Source organism: Streptomyces sp. NRRL S-244 (assembly GCF_000717915.1).
Taxonomy (GTDB): Bacteria; Actinomycetota; Actinomycetes; order Streptomycetales; family Streptomycetaceae; genus Streptomyces.
Map to the genome: position 1 here is coordinate 151,390 of NZ_JOCX01000009.1, position 15,760 is coordinate 167,149.

At 72.8% G+C, this 15,760-nt stretch carries 16 protein-coding genes and 1 tRNA gene; 5 read left to right on the forward strand and 12 right to left on the reverse strand.

From position 1 onward, the window contains the following. Positions 1 to 128: 128 nt before the first annotated feature. On the forward strand, positions 129 to 3,488 hold the full coding sequence (locus IF02_RS0113440; protein ID WP_030156587.1) for a S41 family peptidase: 3,360 nt from the start codon (positions 129 to 131) through the stop codon (positions 3,486 to 3,488). Between the two features lie 95 nt (positions 3,489 to 3,583). Here IF02_RS0113440 and IF02_RS34790 read toward each other — a convergent pair whose 3' ends face one another. The 4 genes from IF02_RS34790 to IF02_RS0113460 all read right to left on the reverse strand — a co-directional run bounded on the left by IF02_RS34790 (position 3,584) and on the right by IF02_RS0113460 (position 7,197). Next, on the reverse strand, positions 3,584 to 3,754 hold the full coding sequence (locus IF02_RS34790; RefSeq protein WP_158708491.1) for a hypothetical protein: 171 nt from the start codon (positions 3,752 to 3,754) through the stop codon (positions 3,584 to 3,586). A gap of 76 nt (positions 3,755 to 3,830) precedes the next feature. Further along, positions 3,831 to 4,724 (reverse strand): SDR family oxidoreductase, encoded by an 894-nt coding sequence (locus tag IF02_RS0113450; protein WP_030156588.1) that lies wholly within the window; start codon positions 4,722 to 4,724, stop codon positions 3,831 to 3,833. Further along, on the reverse strand, positions 4,721 to 5,680 hold the full coding sequence (locus tag IF02_RS0113455) for an alpha/beta fold hydrolase (RefSeq protein WP_051696188.1): 960 nt from the start codon (positions 5,678 to 5,680) through the stop codon (positions 4,721 to 4,723). Before IF02_RS0113455 ends, IF02_RS0113450 begins: the two co-directional genes overlap by 4 nt. After that, positions 5,677 to 7,197 (reverse strand): flavin-containing monooxygenase, encoded by a 1,521-nt coding sequence (locus IF02_RS0113460; RefSeq protein ID WP_051696189.1) that lies wholly within the window; start codon positions 7,195 to 7,197, stop codon positions 5,677 to 5,679. The genes IF02_RS0113455 and IF02_RS0113460 overlap by 4 nt, the downstream gene beginning before the upstream one ends. A gap of 148 nt (positions 7,198 to 7,345) precedes the next feature. On the opposite strand from IF02_RS0113460, the gene IF02_RS0113465 reads away from it, so the two are divergent. After that, complete coding sequence (locus IF02_RS0113465; protein ID WP_051696190.1) at positions 7,346 to 8,077, forward strand: MerR family transcriptional regulator; 732 nt, start codon at positions 7,346 to 7,348, stop codon at positions 8,075 to 8,077. Here the strand turns inward: IF02_RS0113465 and IF02_RS0113470 are convergent. Continuing rightward, on the reverse strand, positions 8,059 to 8,862 hold the full coding sequence (locus tag IF02_RS0113470) for an exodeoxyribonuclease III (RefSeq protein ID WP_030156594.1): 804 nt from the start codon (positions 8,860 to 8,862) through the stop codon (positions 8,059 to 8,061). The two genes, IF02_RS0113465 and IF02_RS0113470, sit on opposite strands and share 19 nt — an antisense overlap. A 38-nt stretch (positions 8,863 to 8,900) precedes the next feature. On the opposite strand from IF02_RS0113470, the gene IF02_RS0113475 reads away from it, so the two are divergent. Further along, on the forward strand, positions 8,901 to 9,395 hold the full coding sequence (locus IF02_RS0113475; protein ID WP_030156596.1) for a GNAT family N-acetyltransferase: 495 nt from the start codon (positions 8,901 to 8,903) through the stop codon (positions 9,393 to 9,395). Between the two features lie 9 nt (positions 9,396 to 9,404). Continuing rightward, complete coding sequence (locus IF02_RS34795; RefSeq protein ID WP_158708492.1) at positions 9,405 to 9,545, forward strand: hypothetical protein; 141 nt, start codon at positions 9,405 to 9,407, stop codon at positions 9,543 to 9,545. A gap of 133 nt (positions 9,546 to 9,678) precedes the next feature. Here IF02_RS34795 and IF02_RS0113485 read toward each other — a convergent pair. The 7 genes from IF02_RS0113485 to galU form a co-directional block, all read right to left on the reverse strand. Further along, positions 9,679 to 9,752 (reverse strand) — tRNA-Ala (locus IF02_RS0113485). Positions 9,753 to 9,828: 76 nt separating this feature from the next. Next, the gene (locus tag IF02_RS0113490; RefSeq protein WP_030156597.1) at positions 9,829 to 10,866 is read right to left on the reverse strand and encodes a membrane protein; all 1,038 of its coding nucleotides are present in this window, start codon (positions 10,864 to 10,866) and stop codon (positions 9,829 to 9,831) included. A 155-nt stretch (positions 10,867 to 11,021) separates the two neighbouring features. Next, the gene (locus IF02_RS0113495; protein WP_030156599.1) at positions 11,022 to 11,612 is read right to left on the reverse strand and encodes a GNAT family N-acetyltransferase; all 591 of its coding nucleotides are present in this window, start codon (positions 11,610 to 11,612) and stop codon (positions 11,022 to 11,024) included. A gap of 17 nt (positions 11,613 to 11,629) precedes the next feature. Further along, a complete protein-coding gene (locus IF02_RS0113500; RefSeq protein WP_420708144.1) occupies positions 11,630 to 12,247 on the reverse strand; it encodes a MogA/MoaB family molybdenum cofactor biosynthesis protein in 618 nt (205 codons plus the stop codon). After that, the gene (gene moaC, locus IF02_RS0113505) at positions 12,244 to 12,723 is read right to left on the reverse strand and encodes a cyclic pyranopterin monophosphate synthase MoaC (RefSeq protein ID WP_030156603.1); all 480 of its coding nucleotides are present in this window, start codon (positions 12,721 to 12,723) and stop codon (positions 12,244 to 12,246) included. Before moaC ends, IF02_RS0113500 begins: the two co-directional genes overlap by 4 nt. Positions 12,724 to 12,797: 74 nt before the next feature. Next, positions 12,798 to 14,138 (reverse strand): gephyrin-like molybdotransferase Glp, encoded by a 1,341-nt coding sequence (gene glp / locus IF02_RS0113510; RefSeq protein ID WP_051696191.1) that lies wholly within the window; start codon positions 14,136 to 14,138, stop codon positions 12,798 to 12,800. Between the two features lie 4 nt (positions 14,139 to 14,142). After that, a complete protein-coding gene (galU, locus tag IF02_RS0113515; RefSeq protein WP_030156607.1) occupies positions 14,143 to 15,045 on the reverse strand; it encodes a UTP--glucose-1-phosphate uridylyltransferase GalU in 903 nt (300 codons plus the stop codon). A gap of 96 nt (positions 15,046 to 15,141) precedes the next feature. On the opposite strand from galU, the gene IF02_RS0113520 reads away from it, so the two are divergent. After that, positions 15,142 to 15,756, forward strand: a complete 615-nt coding sequence (locus IF02_RS0113520; RefSeq protein WP_030156610.1) for a 5-formyltetrahydrofolate cyclo-ligase — start codon at positions 15,142 to 15,144, stop codon at positions 15,754 to 15,756. Positions 15,757 to 15,760 lie beyond the last annotated feature (4 nt).

Here is a 15,760-nt window from a genome sequence, read left to right on the forward strand (position 1 = left end):
CGATACCCCTGCCCTCAGCGAAACGAAACCGTTCCGTTTCGTTTCGGCGCGTGGCGTGGGTCACCCGGCGCGGGCATGGATCACCTGTACGAGTTGCCAGGCCCCCTCGGCACGGAAAGCATTGTGGGGTGAGTCACGACGGCGCGTACCTCCGCTTCCCGCACCTCCACGACGATCTGCTGTGCTTCGCGACCGAGGACGACCTCTGGGTCGCCCCGCTGCTCCCCGAAGGCGAGCCGCCCGGCCGGGCCTGGCGGATCACCGTCGACCGGACCAGGGTCGGCCACCCCCGGTTCTCCCCCGACGGCCGGCACATCGCCTTCACGAGCTGGCGCAGCCTCGACCCCGAGATCCACCTCGCCCCGGTGGCCGGCGGCCCGGCCCGCCAGCTCAGCTACTGGGGCGCCACCGACACCCGGGTCTGCGGCTGGACCCCGCCCGACAAGGACGGCCACAGCGACATCCTCGCCGTGTCCTCGCACGGCCAGCCCTTCTCGTACTACGCCTGGGCCTACAGCGTGCCGACCGACGGCTCGCCCGGCGGCAAGCTCCCCTGGGGCCCGGTCTCCGACATCGCCGTCCACGAGGAGGTCCGCGACGGGGAAGGCACGGGCGAGCGGCGCACCCTGCTGCTGACCGGCAAGCCCCCGCACGAGCCCGCCGCCTGGAAGCGCTACCGCGGCGGCGCCACCGGCCGGCTGTGGCTGCACGGCAAGCGGCTGCTGGAGCACATCGAGGGGCACCTCGACGCCCCGATGTTCGTGGGCGGCCGGATCGCCTTCCTCTCCGACCACGAGGGCATCGGCAACCTGTACTCCTGCCTGCCCGACGGCACCGACCTGCGCCGGCACACCGACCACGAGGAGTTCTACGCCCGGCACGCCTCCAGCGACGGCTCCCGCGTCGTCTACCAGTGCGGCGGCGACCTCTGGCTCGTCGACTCGCTGGCCCCCGGGGCCGTCCCGCGCAGGCTCCGGATCCGGCTGGGAGGTCCGCGCGCGGGCCGCCGTACGTACCAGATCCCGGCCGCCAGCCACGTCGACTCGCTCTCCGTCGACGCCACCGGGCGGGCCAGCGCGGTCGTCATCCGCGGCAGCCTGTACTGGCTCACCCACCGCGACGGGCCCGCCCGGACCATCGCCGACACCCCGGGCGTACGGGTGCGGCTGCCCGAGATGCTCGGCAGCAGCGGGCAGGTCGCGTACGTGACGGACGCGGAGGGCGAGGACGCGATCGAGATCGCCTACCTCCCGCGGGCCTCCGGGGACCGGGAGCCGCGTCGGCTGGCCTCCGGCGAGCTGGGCCGCGTACTGGAACTGCTCTCCGATCCGGACGGGGAGCGCCTCGCGATCGCCTCCAACGACGGGCGGCTGCTGCTCATCACCGTGGCCGATGAGCAGGCCGACGCCTCGGGCGGGGAGGTGTCCGGCGGGGAGGCATCCAGCGGGGAGGGTTCCGGCGGGGAGGTCACCGAGCTGATCCGGTCCATCAACGGGCCCGTCACCGACCTGGCGTTCTCCCCCGACGGGGCCTGGCTGGCCTGGTCGCACCCGGGCATCGGGCGCTCGCTGCGGCAGATCAAGATGGCCCGGATCTCCGGCCCCGGTCCGCGCTCCATCGTGGACGTCACCAACGGCCGCTTCGAGGACGAGAACCCGGTCTTCACCCGCGACGGCCGCTACCTGGCCTTCCTCTCGTGGCGCGGATTCGACCCGGTGTACGACGTGCACACCGGCGACCTGTCCTTCCCGCTGGGCTGCCGCCCGTACCTGGTGCCGCTCTCCTCCGCGACCCCCTCGCCGTTCGCGTTCACCCCCGACGGGCGCCCGGCGGCGGGCGGACTCGACCCGGGCGAGGGCGAGCCCACCGAGGGCGAGGGCGCGGTCATGGTGGAGGTGGAGGGGCTGGAGAGCCGCGTCACCCCGTTCCCGGTGACGGCGTCGAAGTACTCGGCCCTCTACCCGGTCAGCGGCGGCGGACTGGTGTGGCTGCGCTGGCCGATCTCGGGCGCGCTCGGCGAGACCTTCGCCAACCCGACCGACACCAGCGGCAAGCCCACGCTGGAGCACTTCGAGATCACCAAGGCGCGCAAGAGCGAACTGGCCTCCGGGCTGGACTGGTTCGCGGTCAGCGGCGACGGCACCCGGCTCGTCATCAACGACGACGGCGACCTGCGCGCGGTCCCGTCGACCGAGTCCGGAGACAGCGACTCCACCGTCTACCTGGACCTGCGGCGCATCCTGCACGAGGTGGACCCGGCCGCCGAGTGGCGCCAGGCCTTCGAGGAGGCCGGCCGGCTGATCCGCGCGTACTTCTGGGAGCCGGGCATGTGCAACATCGACTGGGACGGGGTGCTGCGCCAGTACCGCCCCCTGGTCGAACGGGTCGCCTCGCCCGACGAGTTCGCGGACCTGCTGCGCGAGGTGCTCGGCGAGCTCGGCACCTCGCACGCGTACGTCTCCCCCGCGCGCCGCAACGAGGGCCCGCCGCACTACCACCGGCCCATCGGGCTGCTCGGCGCCAATCTCGTCCCGCGCGAGGAGGGCTGGGTGCTCGCGCGGATCCTTCCGGGCGAATCCTCCGACTCCAAGGCCCGCTCCCCGCTCGCCGGCACCGGCATCCGTGAGGGCGCCGTCCTGACCCACATCGACGGACGGCCGGTGGACCCGGTGGCCGGGCCCTACCCGCTGCTCTCGGCGGCCGGCGGCACCACGGTCGAGCTGACCTTCAAGCCCGCCGAGGGCGAAGGCCGGGGCCTGGCGCGGCGGGTGGCGATCGTGCCGCTGATCGACGAGCGCCCGCTGCGCTACCAGGACTGGGTGTCCAAGCGGCGCGCGGTGGTCCGCGAGGTCAGCGGCGGCAAGTGCGGCTACCTGCACATCCCCGACATGGGCGGCTCCGGCTGGGCGCAGTTCAACCGGGACCTGCGGATGGAGATGTCCCGGCCCGCGCTGATCGTGGACGTACGCGGCAACGCGGGCGGGCACATCAGCGAGCTGGTGGTCGAGAAGCTGACCCGCTCGATCCTCGGCTGGGACCTGACGCGCAACGCCCAGCCGGTCTCGTACGCCTCCAACGCGCCCCGCGGTCCGATCGTGGCGCTGGCCGACGAGGCGACCTCCTCGGACGGCGACATGATCACGGCGGCCTTCAAGCTGCTCGGGCTCGGGCCGGTGGTCGGCCAGCGCACGTGGGGCGGGGTGGTCGGGATGACCGGCCGGCACACCCTGGGCGACGGCACGGTGATCACGGTGCCGATGAACGCCGCCTGGTTCCCGGAGTACGGGTGGTCGGTGGAGAACCACGGCGTGGAGCCGGACCTCGCGATCCTGCGGACCCCGCTCGACTGGGCGGAGGGGCGCCACGCGCAGCTGGACGACGCCGTGTTCCTGGCGCTGGAGCTGCTGGAGCAGGAGCCGGCCGCGGTGCCGCCGGGGTACGCGGACGTACCGGACCTGCGGCGTCCGAAGCTGCCGCCGAGGCCGTAGGCGTACCGGGACGCTGGCGCGTACCGGGACGTGAGGAAGGGGCGCGGTCCGTGGGTTCACGGACCGCGCCCCTTCCTGCTCAGGGCGTCCGGGCGTCAGAAGTCCCAGTTGTCGTCGAGCTCGTCGTGGACCTTGTCCTTCTTCTTGGCCGGCTCGGAGGTGTGTGCACCGCGCTTGGACGCCTCGTCCTTCGCGCTCCTGCCGGCCTCGTCGGTCTTGTCCTTGAGCTCGCGCGCCTTGTCCTGGAACTGGTCTTTGATGCCCATGCTGTTCACTCCTGGAGGGGTGTAGGGGACCGGGCTGCGACCAGATTTGCACGAGCGGACAAAGCTCGCATTTCGATCAGTGACGCTCCGTGCCCGGCGTCCGCTCCCTCTCGTCGGCGGCGCCCCCGGCCCCCACCAGCCCCCGGGAGACGCTCGTCAGCCTGGGCTCGAAGCGCTTCATCTCCCGCTGCCCGACCGTCGCGATGATCCCGGGCAGGTAGCCGCGCACGCCCTGCATCCCGCGCAGCCACCACTGCGCGTACACGTGCGGCGAGCGCCGTTCGATGCCGGCGACGATCCGGTCCACGGCCGGGCCCAGCGGGTACGTGCGGTTCGACGGCCACGGCAGGCGCTGGCGCAGCTCCCGCATGACCTCGTCCTGGTCGGCCCCGCGCACCATGTCGGTGTCGGTCCAGGAGAGGTAGCCGACGCCCACCTTGACGCCCTTGTGGCCGACTTCGGCGCGCAGGCAGTGCGCGAAGGCCTCGACGCCGGATTTGGAGGCGCAGTACGCGCTCATCATCGGCGCCGGTGTGATCGCGGCGAGCGAGGCGATCTGGAGGAAGTAGCCGCGGCTCTCGGCCAGTACGGGGAGGAAGGCGCGGGCGGTGACGGCGCCGCCGATCAGGTTGACCTCGATCACCCGGCGCCAGGCCTCGGGGTCGGAGTCGGCGAACGGCCCGCCGGCGGCGACGCCCGCGTTGGCGACGACGATGTCGACCTTGCCGAAGCGCTGCTTGACCTCCTCGGCGACGCGGGCCATGGCCTCGTGGTCGGTGACGTCGGCGTGCCAGTGGTCGCTGTCGGTGTGCAGCCGCTCGGAGACCTCCTTGAGGGCCTCGGGCTCCAGGCCCACCAGCGCCACCTTCGCGCCGCGCGCGGAGAGCTTGCGGGCGAGGAGTTCACCGACCCCGCGTGCCGCACCGGTGACGACGGCGACCTGGCCTTCCAGACTCCTGCTCGCGCTCACGGCGTCTTCTCCTTCAGCTCGTTCGCCGGGTTCGCCGGGTTCTTCGGGTTCTTCGGGTTCGGCAGGTGGACGGTCAGCTCGCGTACGGCGTTGGTGACGGCCTCGGGGGCCTCGATCGGGGTCATGTGCCCCATGCCGGTCAGCTCGGTCAGCCCCACGCAGTGCGGCATCGCGGCGGCGAGCCCCCGGGCGTGCACGATCGGGGTGAGCCGGTCGTTCTTGCCGCCGATCACGGCGGTGGGCACGGTGAGCGCCGCGAGGTTCGCCTCCAGGTCCAGCCCGGCCAGCACCTCGGACCAGGCGTAGCGGACCCCGGTGGGGCAGGCGTGCACGATACGGGCGCAGGCCTCTACCTTGTCGGGCGCGGAACCGGGGCCCATGGTGGCGTACTTCAGCACCCGCTTGGCGACCGGCGTGACGGGCCCGAGGGGGGCGCGCGCTCCGAGGACCGCGCCGGTGATACGGGTCCGTACGCGCCCGGGACGCAGGGGCACGACCAGCGCCTCCGCGACCAGCCGGGCGCTGCCGGTGCTGCACAGCAGCGCGGCGGCGGCGTGCTCGGCGAACTCCGGCCGCCCGGCGGCGGCCATGATCGTCATCCCGCCCATGGAGTGCCCGGCGACGACCGCCCGCTCGCCGGGGGCCAGGGTGGAGCCGAGGACGGCAACGAGGTCGTCGGCGAGGGCGTCGGTGCCGTAGCGGGAGGCGGCGGGGCTGCGCCCGTGCCCGCGCTGGTCGTAGGCGATGACCCGGTGGTCCTTGGCGAGCTCCCGGATCTGCGCGGCCCAGAAGGCGGTGGAGCAGGTCCAGCCGTGCGCCAGCACCACGGCCGGAGCGCCCTCTTCCCCGTGCTCCTCCACGTGCAGCCGGGCCCCGTCTGCGGAGACCGCGACCAGCTCGCGCCGGGCGGCGGGCGGGGCGTACCGCCCGGAGGTGACGTACGCGGCCCGGCTCACGCGGCGCCCTCCGCGTGTGCGGCCGCGCCGGGGACGCGCTCGGTCTCCCGGATCCGGATGACCTCGTACTCGGACAGGTCCACGTTCCGCGTCTCCTTCCGGAACTCGCCGGTCGTGCCCGGCCAGACCGTCGTGTTGCGCCCCTGCGCGTCCAGGTACCAGCTGGTGCAGCCGCCGGTGTTCCACACGGTCCGCTCCATACGGGCCTGGACCCGCCGGTTCCACTGGTTCACGGCCGAGGGCCGGGGCGCGAGCGCGACCGGCCCGCCGAGCACGCCCAGCTGGCGCAGGTAGTCCGCCATGTAGTTCAGCTGCGACTCGATCATCAGGATCATCGAGCTGTTGCCGAGCCCGGTGTTCGGTCCGATGATCGTCATCCAGTTCGGGAAGCCGGCCGCCGTCGCCCCGCGCAGCGACTGCATCCCGTCCTTCCAGTGGTCCGCCAGCGTCCGCCCCTCCGCGCCCACCACCCGGTCCGCGATCGGCATGTCCGTGACGTGGAAGCCGGTGCCGAAGACGATCGCGTCGGCCTCGGTCTGCGTCCCGTCGGCGGCGACCAGCGTGTTGCCCCGGATCTCCCGGAGCCCGGAGGCGACCAGGTCCACATTGGGCCGGGCCAGCGCCGGGTAGTAGTCGCTGGAGAGCAGGATCCGCTTGCAGCCGATCCGGTACGAGGGCGTCAGCTTGGCCAGCAGCTCCGGGTCCTTGATCGAGCGCGCCATGTTGGCCTTGGCCAGCGACTCGATGAACCCGAGCTGGTTCGGCCGCTTGGTGAAGGCGCTGACCTGGAGCTCCCGGATCCCCCACAGCAGCCCCCGGCGGGCCGCCCGGGTGAACGGCAGCTGCCGGTGCAGCCAGCGCTCCGCGCCGCTGATGGCCCGGTCGGTGCGCGGCATCACCCACGGCGGGGTCCGCTGGAACAGCGTGAGCCGCCGCACGTCGGGCGCGATGGCCGGCACGATCTGGATGGCCGAGGCGCCGGTGCCGATCATGGCGACGCGCTTGCCGCGCAGGTCGTAGTCGTGGTCCCAGCGCGCGGAGTGGAAGACCTTGCCGGGGAACTCGGCGAGCCCGGGGATCTCCGGCATCTTCGGGTCGGACAGCGGACCGGTGGCGGAGACCACGACGTCGGCGGTGAGCTCCCCGGCCGAGGTCTCGATCTCCCACCTCAGCCGGTCGGCGTCCCAGCGCATCAGCCGGACCTCGGAGTTCAGCCGCACGTGCGGGCGCAGCCCGAAGGTGTCGGCGACGTGCTCCAGGTACGCGCGGATGGCAGGCTGCCCGGAGAACGTCCGGGGCCAGTCGGGATTGGGCGCGAAGGAGAACGAATAGAGATGGGAGGGGACGTCGCACGCGGACCCGGGATAGCTGTTGTCGCGCCAGGTCCCGCCCACGGAATCGGCCCGTTCGAGGACGACGAAGTCCGTGATCCCCTCGCGCCGCAGCCGTACGGCCGCGCCCAGCCCGCCGAACCCGGACCCGATCACCGCCACTCGTACGTGCTCGCGCCCACCCATGCCACCGCTCATGCCCGCCGCCTTCCGCAGCCCCACAGCGCAACACTGCCAGCAATCACTGGCACAATCGGGAGACTAGAGCAGCTCCGTACTCATGGGTAGAGGTCGCGCCCGGAAAGTTACTGTCGGTACGCCATAGGCTGCGCCTGTGGAAGACACGGAAGCGGGGACGACAGTGCGTGAATACCGTACGGAGGAACTGGCCGAAGCGGCCGGCATCCCCGTCCGCACCCTGCGCTTCTACCGCGAGCGCAAGCTCCTCCCGCCGCCGCGCCGCGAGGGCCGGATCGCCTGGTACGACGACCACCACCTGGCCCGGCTGCGCACCATCGCGGCCCTGCTGGAGCGCGGCCACACCCTCGGCGGCATCGCCGAGCTGACCGCCGCCTTCGAGAACGGGCGCGACGTCGGCCAGCTCGGCGAACTGCTCGGCATCGGCTGGTCCGAGGAGACCCCCGTACGGCTGACGCCGGAGGCCCTCGCCGACTACTTCGAGGGCGAGGTCACCCCGGAGAACCTGGCGGCTTCCCTGGACCTCGGCTACCTCGCCACCGACGGCGACGAGATCGTGCACGTCAGCCGCCGCCTGCTGGACGTCTCCTCGGCGCTGGTCCGCGAGGGGGTCCCGCTCTCGGCGGTGCTGGAGACGGGCCGCCGGGTCCGCGAGCACGCCGACGAGATGGCGGCCCTGTTCACGGAGCTGATCTCGACCCACCTGACGGAGGAGGCGCTGCCGCGGCTGCGCCCCCTCGCCAAGAGCGTGGTGGAGGCGGAGCTCACCATGGCGATGGACCGCCTCCTGGCCTCGGGCGCCCCGTCGGGAGCCCAGCCGGGAGCCCAGCCGGGAGCCCCGTCGGGGGCTCAGGACCCCAGCTCGTAGACCACGGTCACGGGCGCGTGGTCGGACCAGCGCTCCGGGTGCGTCTCGGCCCGCTCGACGAACGCCTTCACGGCCCGGGCGGCCAGCCCCGGGGTGGCGACCTGGAGGTCGATGCGCCACCCGGCGTCGTTGTCGAAGGCCCGCCCGCGGTAGGACCACCAGGAGTACGGCCCCTCGGTGTCGGGGTGCAGGTTCCGTACGACGTCCACGTACCCGGCGGTGTCGTACACCTGCCCGAGCCACTCCCGCTCCTCCGGCAGGAAGCCGGCGTTCTTCCGGTTGGTCTTCCAGTTCTTGAGGTCGGCTTCCTGGTGACAGATGTTCCAGTCACCGCAGACGACGACCTCCCGCCCGTCCGCGGCCGCCCGCGCCTTCAGCCCTTCGAGGTAGGGCAGGAACTCCCCCATGAACCGGTACTTCTCGTCCTGCTTCTCGGTCCCGGCCTCACCGGAAGGCAGGTAGAGGCTGGCGACGGTGACACCCGGAAGATCGACCTCCAGGTAGCGCCCGCTCGTGTCGAACTCCTCGCTCCCGAATCCCACCTGCACCCGCTCGGGCTCGCGGCGCGTGTAGAGCGCGACCCCGGCCCGCCCCTTGGCGGCGGCCGGCGCGAACACGGTGTGCCAGCCGTCGGGCTTGCGGACCTCGTCCGGAATCTGCCCCTCCTCGGCCCGCACCTCCTGCAGGCAGACCACGTCGGCGTCCGACCCGGCCAGCCACGGGGAGAAGCCCTTCTTGGCCGCGGCGCGGATCCCATTCACATTCACGGAGGTCACAGTGAGCATCCCCGCACCATAACGGGAGCGTTCCGTACGATGTTCCGATGTCTCACGGGATCCAGCTCCGCGCCGTACCGTACGACCACCCGGACGCGCTCAAACTCAACGACCAGGTCCAGCTCGAATACCAGGCGCGCTACGGCGGTGAGGGCGATGTCACACCGCTCGACCCGGCGATGTTCGCCCCGCCGAACGGCCTGTACCTGCTGGCGTACGACGCCACCGGCACCCCGATGGCCAGCGGCGGCTGGCGCAGCCAGGACGAGAACGACGAGGGCTACTCGGACGGCGACGCCGAGCTCAAGCGCATGTACGTCGTCCCCGAGGCCCGCGGCCTGGGCCTGGCCCGCCGCATCCTGGCCGAACTGGAAGCCGACGCCCGCACGGCGGGCCGCACCCGCATGGTCCTGGAGACGGGAGACCAGCAACCGGAGGCGATAGCCCTCTACTTCTCCTCGGGCTACGCCCTCTCCGAAAAGTTCGGCCACTACCGCACCTACGACTCCAGCCGCTGCATGGCCAAGCCGCTCCACTCGTAACGACGACGCGTGGCCCCGGGGCGGGAGAGGGCCGGCGATCCGGCGCTGTCCGAACTCCCGGCCCGACTGGAGCGGTACGCCCTGGCCCTCCCGACGCCGTCCGCCCTCCCGGCCTGGGCGGCCCCCCTGCTGGAGCGGGCGGCCGGCTGATCAACCGGCTGCCGGGCCGGGCCCGTTCGGGGCGCGCCCCGGACACGCCCCGCAAACGCCGAGATCCCGCCCAGCCTTTCGGCTGAACGGGATCTCATGACGTTCCCGGGAGCTACCCGTGAACTGTCGTTTGTGGACCTGTGGGGATTTGAACCCCAGACCCCCTCGATGCGAACGAGGTGCGCTACCAGACTGCGCCACAGGCCCTTGCGACGTGTGAAACATTAGCATCCCCGCGCTGGTGCTCCAAAACCGATACCGGGGAGCGTCCGCGCAGGTCCGGTCACTCGTTCGCGGCGCGGGGGCGGTCGTCGCTCTCGTACTGGTCGAACAGCGGCGTGCGGCCGCGGCCCTGGCCGCGCGGGCGGGCGTTCGGGTGGGGCTTCTGGTCCGGCTTCTGGTCCGGCTTCGCCTCGGGCTTCGCGGCCGGAGAAGGCTGGGCGCGCAGCCGGGGGTCCGTCGGCTCGGCCGTGCTGGAGCGGGTCGCGCTCCAGGCGTCCGGGCTCGCCGGGCCGGTGGCGCGCGGGGCGACCGGGGCCGTCACGTACGTCGGCAGCGGGACCGGGACCGGCTCCCAGCTGTCACCGCGGGCGGGGCCGCGTTCGCGCTCGCGCTGCTGGTCCACCCACTCGGCGTGGTCGGTCTGCTCGACCAGCGCGCGCCGTCCGGCCTCCTGCGGGGAGACCGGTGGCGCGGGGTCCGGTTCGGATCCCGCGGCCGCCTCCGGCTCGCGGCGGCGCGGGCGGTTCTCGCGCAGCTGCCGGGCGGCGGCCTCGGCGCGCCGCCGGTCCATCGTGAACTCGTAGCGCCGCCGCTCCTGGACCCGCAGGTGCACGATGTACGCGCTGAGCAGCAGGGCCGGCACGGCGGGCGCCCAGAGGTAGCCCAGGCCGCCGACCGCGGCGACGACCGCGCCGAGCGTGAAGATCAGGAAGAGGAGCGCGGTGGTGCGCCGGCGGCGCGCGAGCACCTGGAGGCGCTGCTCGCGCCGGTGCCGCTCCGCCACGGCCGACCTCGGCTCCGCCCTGGTCGGGGGCACGGCGACGGCCCGGGCGTCGGCGTCAACGGAATTCACCGTTTCCGTCGCGGCGTCCGGGTCCGCGCGGTGCTCGGGACCGGCCTCTTGGTCGCCGCGTTCACGCAGCCCCTTGGCGTAACGGCGCTCCATTCCCGCCCGGCCGGAAAGCAGCCGAATGGCAGTGGAGAAGCGTTCCGTCGGACGGGCTTCGTTCAGCTCGTCCTGCCTCCGGAGCCACATGGGCACCAAGTAGGCGGCCCAGGCCCCGACAATGACTGCGTAGATGAGGCCGCTGCTGCTCACACCTCACACCGTAGAGGGGCGCGGCCGGGCGGATCCGCCAATTGGGCCGGTGTGTCGCGCGAACCGGCTGATATCACGGACTTTTTTTGTGATTCTTCGGATCAGGTTATGGGCGAATCGGTTCCGCCCCCCCGATAATTCGAACAGTTATTCGTTTATGCGCGGGCCCGGTGCCAGCGGCACAGCAGTCCCTCCGGGACCTCCTCCGCCGTCAGCGCGTACACGAGGTGGTCGCGCCACGCGCCGTCGATGTGGAGGTAGCGCGGCCGCAGCCCCTCCTCGCGGAAGCCCAGCTTCTCCACGACCCGCCGGCTCGGCCCGTTCTCCGGGCGGATGCACACCTCGATCCGGTGCAGCCCGACCTTCGTGAAGCAGTGGTCCACGGCGAGCGCGACCGCCGTCGGCATCACGCCCCGGCCCGCCACCTCGCGGTCCACCCAGTAGCCGACGTGGCCCGCGCACATCGAGCCCCAGGTGATCCCGGCGACCGTCAGCTGGCCGACCAACCGCCCCCGGTACTCGATGACGAAGGGCAGCATCCGCCCCGCGTTCGCCTCGGCCCGCAGATGGCGGACCATCTGCCGGTACGTCGGACGGTGGATCACCGGCCCCCAGGGCGCGGGCGGCGGAATCGTCGCCTCCCACGGCCGGAGCCAGTCGCGGTTGCGCCGGTTGACCTCGCGCCAGGCGTTCTGGTCCCGCAGTTTTATCGGCCGGAGCGTGACGTCGCCGTCGGTGAGCACCACCGGCCAGGAGGGTCCGTTCAGCTCGCGCTCCCGGAGGGATCCGCCGGTCTGGGGTGGTCGCCGCCCCGGATCTGGTCCACGGCGTGCGGCAGGATCCGGGTCAGGACGGCCAGGCCGTCGCGCACCCCGCCCGTCGAGCCCGGCAGGTTCACGATCAGGGTGTGCCCGGCCACGCCCGCCAGCCCCCGGGACAGGGCCGCGGTCGGCACCTTCGCCAGGCCCTCGGCGCGGATCGCCTGCGGGATGCCCGGGACCTCGTAGTCCAGCACCCGCGCCGTGGCGTCCGGGGTGCGGTCGGTCGGCGAGATGCCGGTGCCTCCGGTGGTCAGGATGACGTCGTACCCGGCGGCCACGCCCTCGCGCAGCGCCTGCTCGACCGGATCCCCGTCGGCGACGACCCGCGGGCCGTCCACCGCGAAGCCGAGCTTCTCCAGCCCCTCGGCCAGCAACGGCCCGCCCCGGTCGGCGTACACGCCCGCCGAGGCGCGGTTCGAGGCGGTGACCACGAGCCCGCGCAGGGCGCGCCCGGAGTTCCGGGACGCCTCCGCATCCGGTGCGGCCTCCCGGGCCGGCCCGCTCCCGCCGGCCGGTACGGGCACGTGGCTGAAGGCGTCACCGCCGCGCGGGGCGTTCACGCGCGCGTCCAGTCGCCGGACTTCCCGCCGGTCTTCTCCTCCACCCGCACGTCCGTGATGACGGCGCCCTTGTCGACGGCCTTCACCATGTCGATCACCGTGAGCCCGGCGACCGCGACGGCCGTCAGCGCCTCCATCTCGACGCCCGTACGGTCGGTCGTCTTGACGGTGGCGAGGATCTCGACGGCGTCGTCGGCGACCGACAGGTCCACCTTCACGCCGGACACGGCGAGCGGGTGGCAGAGCGGGATCAGGTCGGGGGTCTTCTTCGCGCCCATGATCCCGGCGATCCGCGCGGTGGCGAGGGCATCGCCCTTGGGCACGCCCTCGCCGCGCAGCAGCTCGATCACCCGCGCGGAGACGAGCACGCGCCCGCTGGCCCGTGCCGTCCGCGTCGTGACGTCCTTCTCCGAGACGTCCACCATCCGGGCCGCGCCGGCCTCGTCGATGTGCGTCAGCCTGCTGTGCGTGGTCATAGGTTCGTGCCGCTCCCGCTCCGGGCCCCGCAAGGGCCTGTGTGGTGCAACACGCTACCCGCACCGGCCCTGCTTCAGCCGAGCAGGACCACTTCGAGCTCGGCCCCCGGCTCCACCGAGGTGACATCCTCCGGTACGACCATCAGGGAGTCCGCGTGGGCCAGTGCCGCGATCAGGTGGGAGCCCGATCCGCCGACCGGGCTGACCGTGCCGCTCTGCGCGTCGTACTTGCCGCGCAGGAACTGGCGGCGGCCGGCCGGGGAGCCCAGCGCCTTGTCGGCCTTCAGGGCGGCCCGCACGCTGGGCCGGCTGACGTCCGCCAGGCCCATGAGCGCGCGGATCGCGGGACGCACGAACAGCTCGAAGGAGACGTACGAGGACACCGGGTTGCCGGGCAGGGCCAGCAGGGGGGTGTGGTCCGGGCCGATCGTGCCGAAGCCCTGCGGCTTGCCGGGCTGCATCGCGAGCTTGCGGAAGTCCATCCGCCCGCCGTCGGGCTCCTCGTCCGCAGCGCCCACCGAGGACAGCGCCTCCTTGACCACGTCGTACGCGCCGACGCTCACACCGCCCGTGGTGACCAGCAGGTCCGCCCGGATCAGCTGGTCCTCGATGGTGGAGCGCAGGGTCTCGGCGTCGTCGGCGACGGCCCCGACCCGGTAGGAGATCGCCCCGGCGTCGCGCGCGGCCGCGGCCAGCGCGAAGCTGTTCGAGTCGTAGATCGTCCCCGCGGCCAGCGACTCGCCCGGCTGGACCAGCTCGCTGCCGGTGGACAGCACCACCACGCGCGGGCGCGGCCGCACCCGTACGGTGCCCCGCCCGATGGCGGCGAGCAGCGCGATCTGCGGCGGCCCGAGCACCGTGCCCGCGGCCAGCGCGAGGTCCCCGGCCTGGACGTCGCTGCCGCGCGCGCGGACGTGGGCCCGCGCCTCGGCGGCCCGGTGCACCCGCACCTCGCCGCCGGCGCCCTCGGGTGCCGCGCTGGCCGGGGTCATGCCGGCAGCCGCGCCGCCGCCCGTACCGCCGTCGGTCCACTCGACCGGTACGACGGCTTCCGCGCCCGGCGGCAGCGGGGCGCCGGTCATGATGCGGGCGGCCTGGCCGGGGCCGACGGTGGGCAGCTCGCCGCTGCCCGCCGCCACGTCCCCGATCACCGTCAGCACCGCGGGGAACTCCTCGCTCGCGCCCTGGACATCGGCCGTGCGGACGGCGTACCCGTCCATGGAGCTGTTGTCGAAGGGCGGGAGGGCGACGGGCACGGTGACGTCCTCGACCAGGACACAGCCCTGGGCGTCGAGCAGCTGGAGCTCGATGGGCTCCAGCGGCCGGATCGCGGCGAGGACGTCAGCGAGGTGCTCGTCGACCGACCACAGGCGCTGGGCGTCCTGGCCGGTGTCCTGCGGTGCACGGCTGCTCAAGGTCCTACATCTCCTCCGTGACGTAACGGTGAAGCCAGGTGCGGAACTCCGGGCCCAGGTCCTCACGCTCGCACGCGAGGCGGACGATGGCCCGCAGGTAGTCCCCGCGGTCCCCGGTGTCGTAGCGGCGGCCCCGGAAGACCACCCCGTGCACCGGGCCGCCCACGGTCTCGTCGGCGGCCAGCTTCTGCAGGCCGTCGGTGAGCTGGATCTCCCCGCCGCGGCCCGGCTCGGTCTCCCGCAGTATGTCGAAGATCGCGGGGTCGAGGACGTACCGTCCGATGACCGCGTAATTGCTGGGCGCGTCCTCGGGGTCGGGCTTCTCGACGAGCCCGGTGATCCTGACGACGTCCTCCTCGTCCGTGGCCTCGACGGCGGCGCAGCCGTACAGGTGGACGTTGGCGGGGTCGACCTCCATGAGGGCGATGACCGTGCCGCCGCTGCGGGCGTGGACGTCGGTCATCTGGCGCAGCAGCGGGTCGCGCGGGTCGATCAGGTCGTCGCCGAGGAGGACGGCGAAGGGCTCGTCTCCGACGTGCGGCTCGGCGCACAGGACGGCGTGGCCGAGGCCGCGCGGGTCGCCCTGGCGGACGTAGTGCATGGTGGCCAGGTCGCTGGACTCCTGGACCTTCTTGAGCCGGTCGTCGTCGCCCTTGGCGATGAGGGCCGATTCCAGCTCGTAGTTGCGGTCGAAGTGGTCTTCGAGGGCGCGCTTGTTACGTCCTGTGATCATCAGGACGTCGTCCAGGCCTGCCGACACGGCCTCCTCGACCACGTACTGGATGGCCGGCTTGTCCACGACCGGGAGCATTTCCTTGGGCGTGGCCTTCGTCGCGGGAAGGAAGCGGGTACCGAGACCTGCGGCCGGGATCACGGCCTTCTTGATCACAGGGTGCAACTGAGTCATGGGCAGAACGATAGTGGGTCGTACAGACCGCTCCGGGTTTGATTCCGGTAAATAGATCCGACATTGCCCCGGTTTGAAAGGAAATCAGAGTCAGCTGTGGTAAAGAACCCGCCCCACCCGTCCGAAAAGGCCCGCCTGCGCCGGGAACTCCTCGCCTCCCGCCGGGCCCTGTCCCCCGATTCCCTGCGTACGTCGGCCCGCGCGCTCTCCCGCTCCGCCTGTGAACTGCCCGAGCTGGCCGATGCCCGGACGGTGGCGGCCTACGTCTCCGTCGGATCCGAACCCGGCACCCGCGATCTGCTGGACGCCCTGCGCGCGGCCGGGAAGCGGGTGCTGCTGCCCGTCCTGCTGCCCGACAACGACCTCGACTGGGCCGTGTACGAGGGCCCGGGCAGCCTGGCCGAGGCCGCTCACCCCGGGAAGATGCGGCTGCTGGAGCCGGCCGGACCCCGGCTCGGGCCGGACGCGGTCACCGGCGCCGACGCCGTCCTGCTGCCCGGGCTGGCCGTCGACGGGCGCGGGATGCGCCTGGGGCGCGGCGGGGGCTCGTACGACCGGGTGCTTGCGCGCCTGGCGCGCGCCGGGGCGCATCCCGCGCTGGTCGTACTCCTCTACGACGAAGAGGTGGTCGCGCGGGTCCCGGAGGAACCGCACGACCACCCCGTTCAGGCGGTGGCCACCCCGTCGGGGGTGGTCAGATTCACGGCTTGAGGCC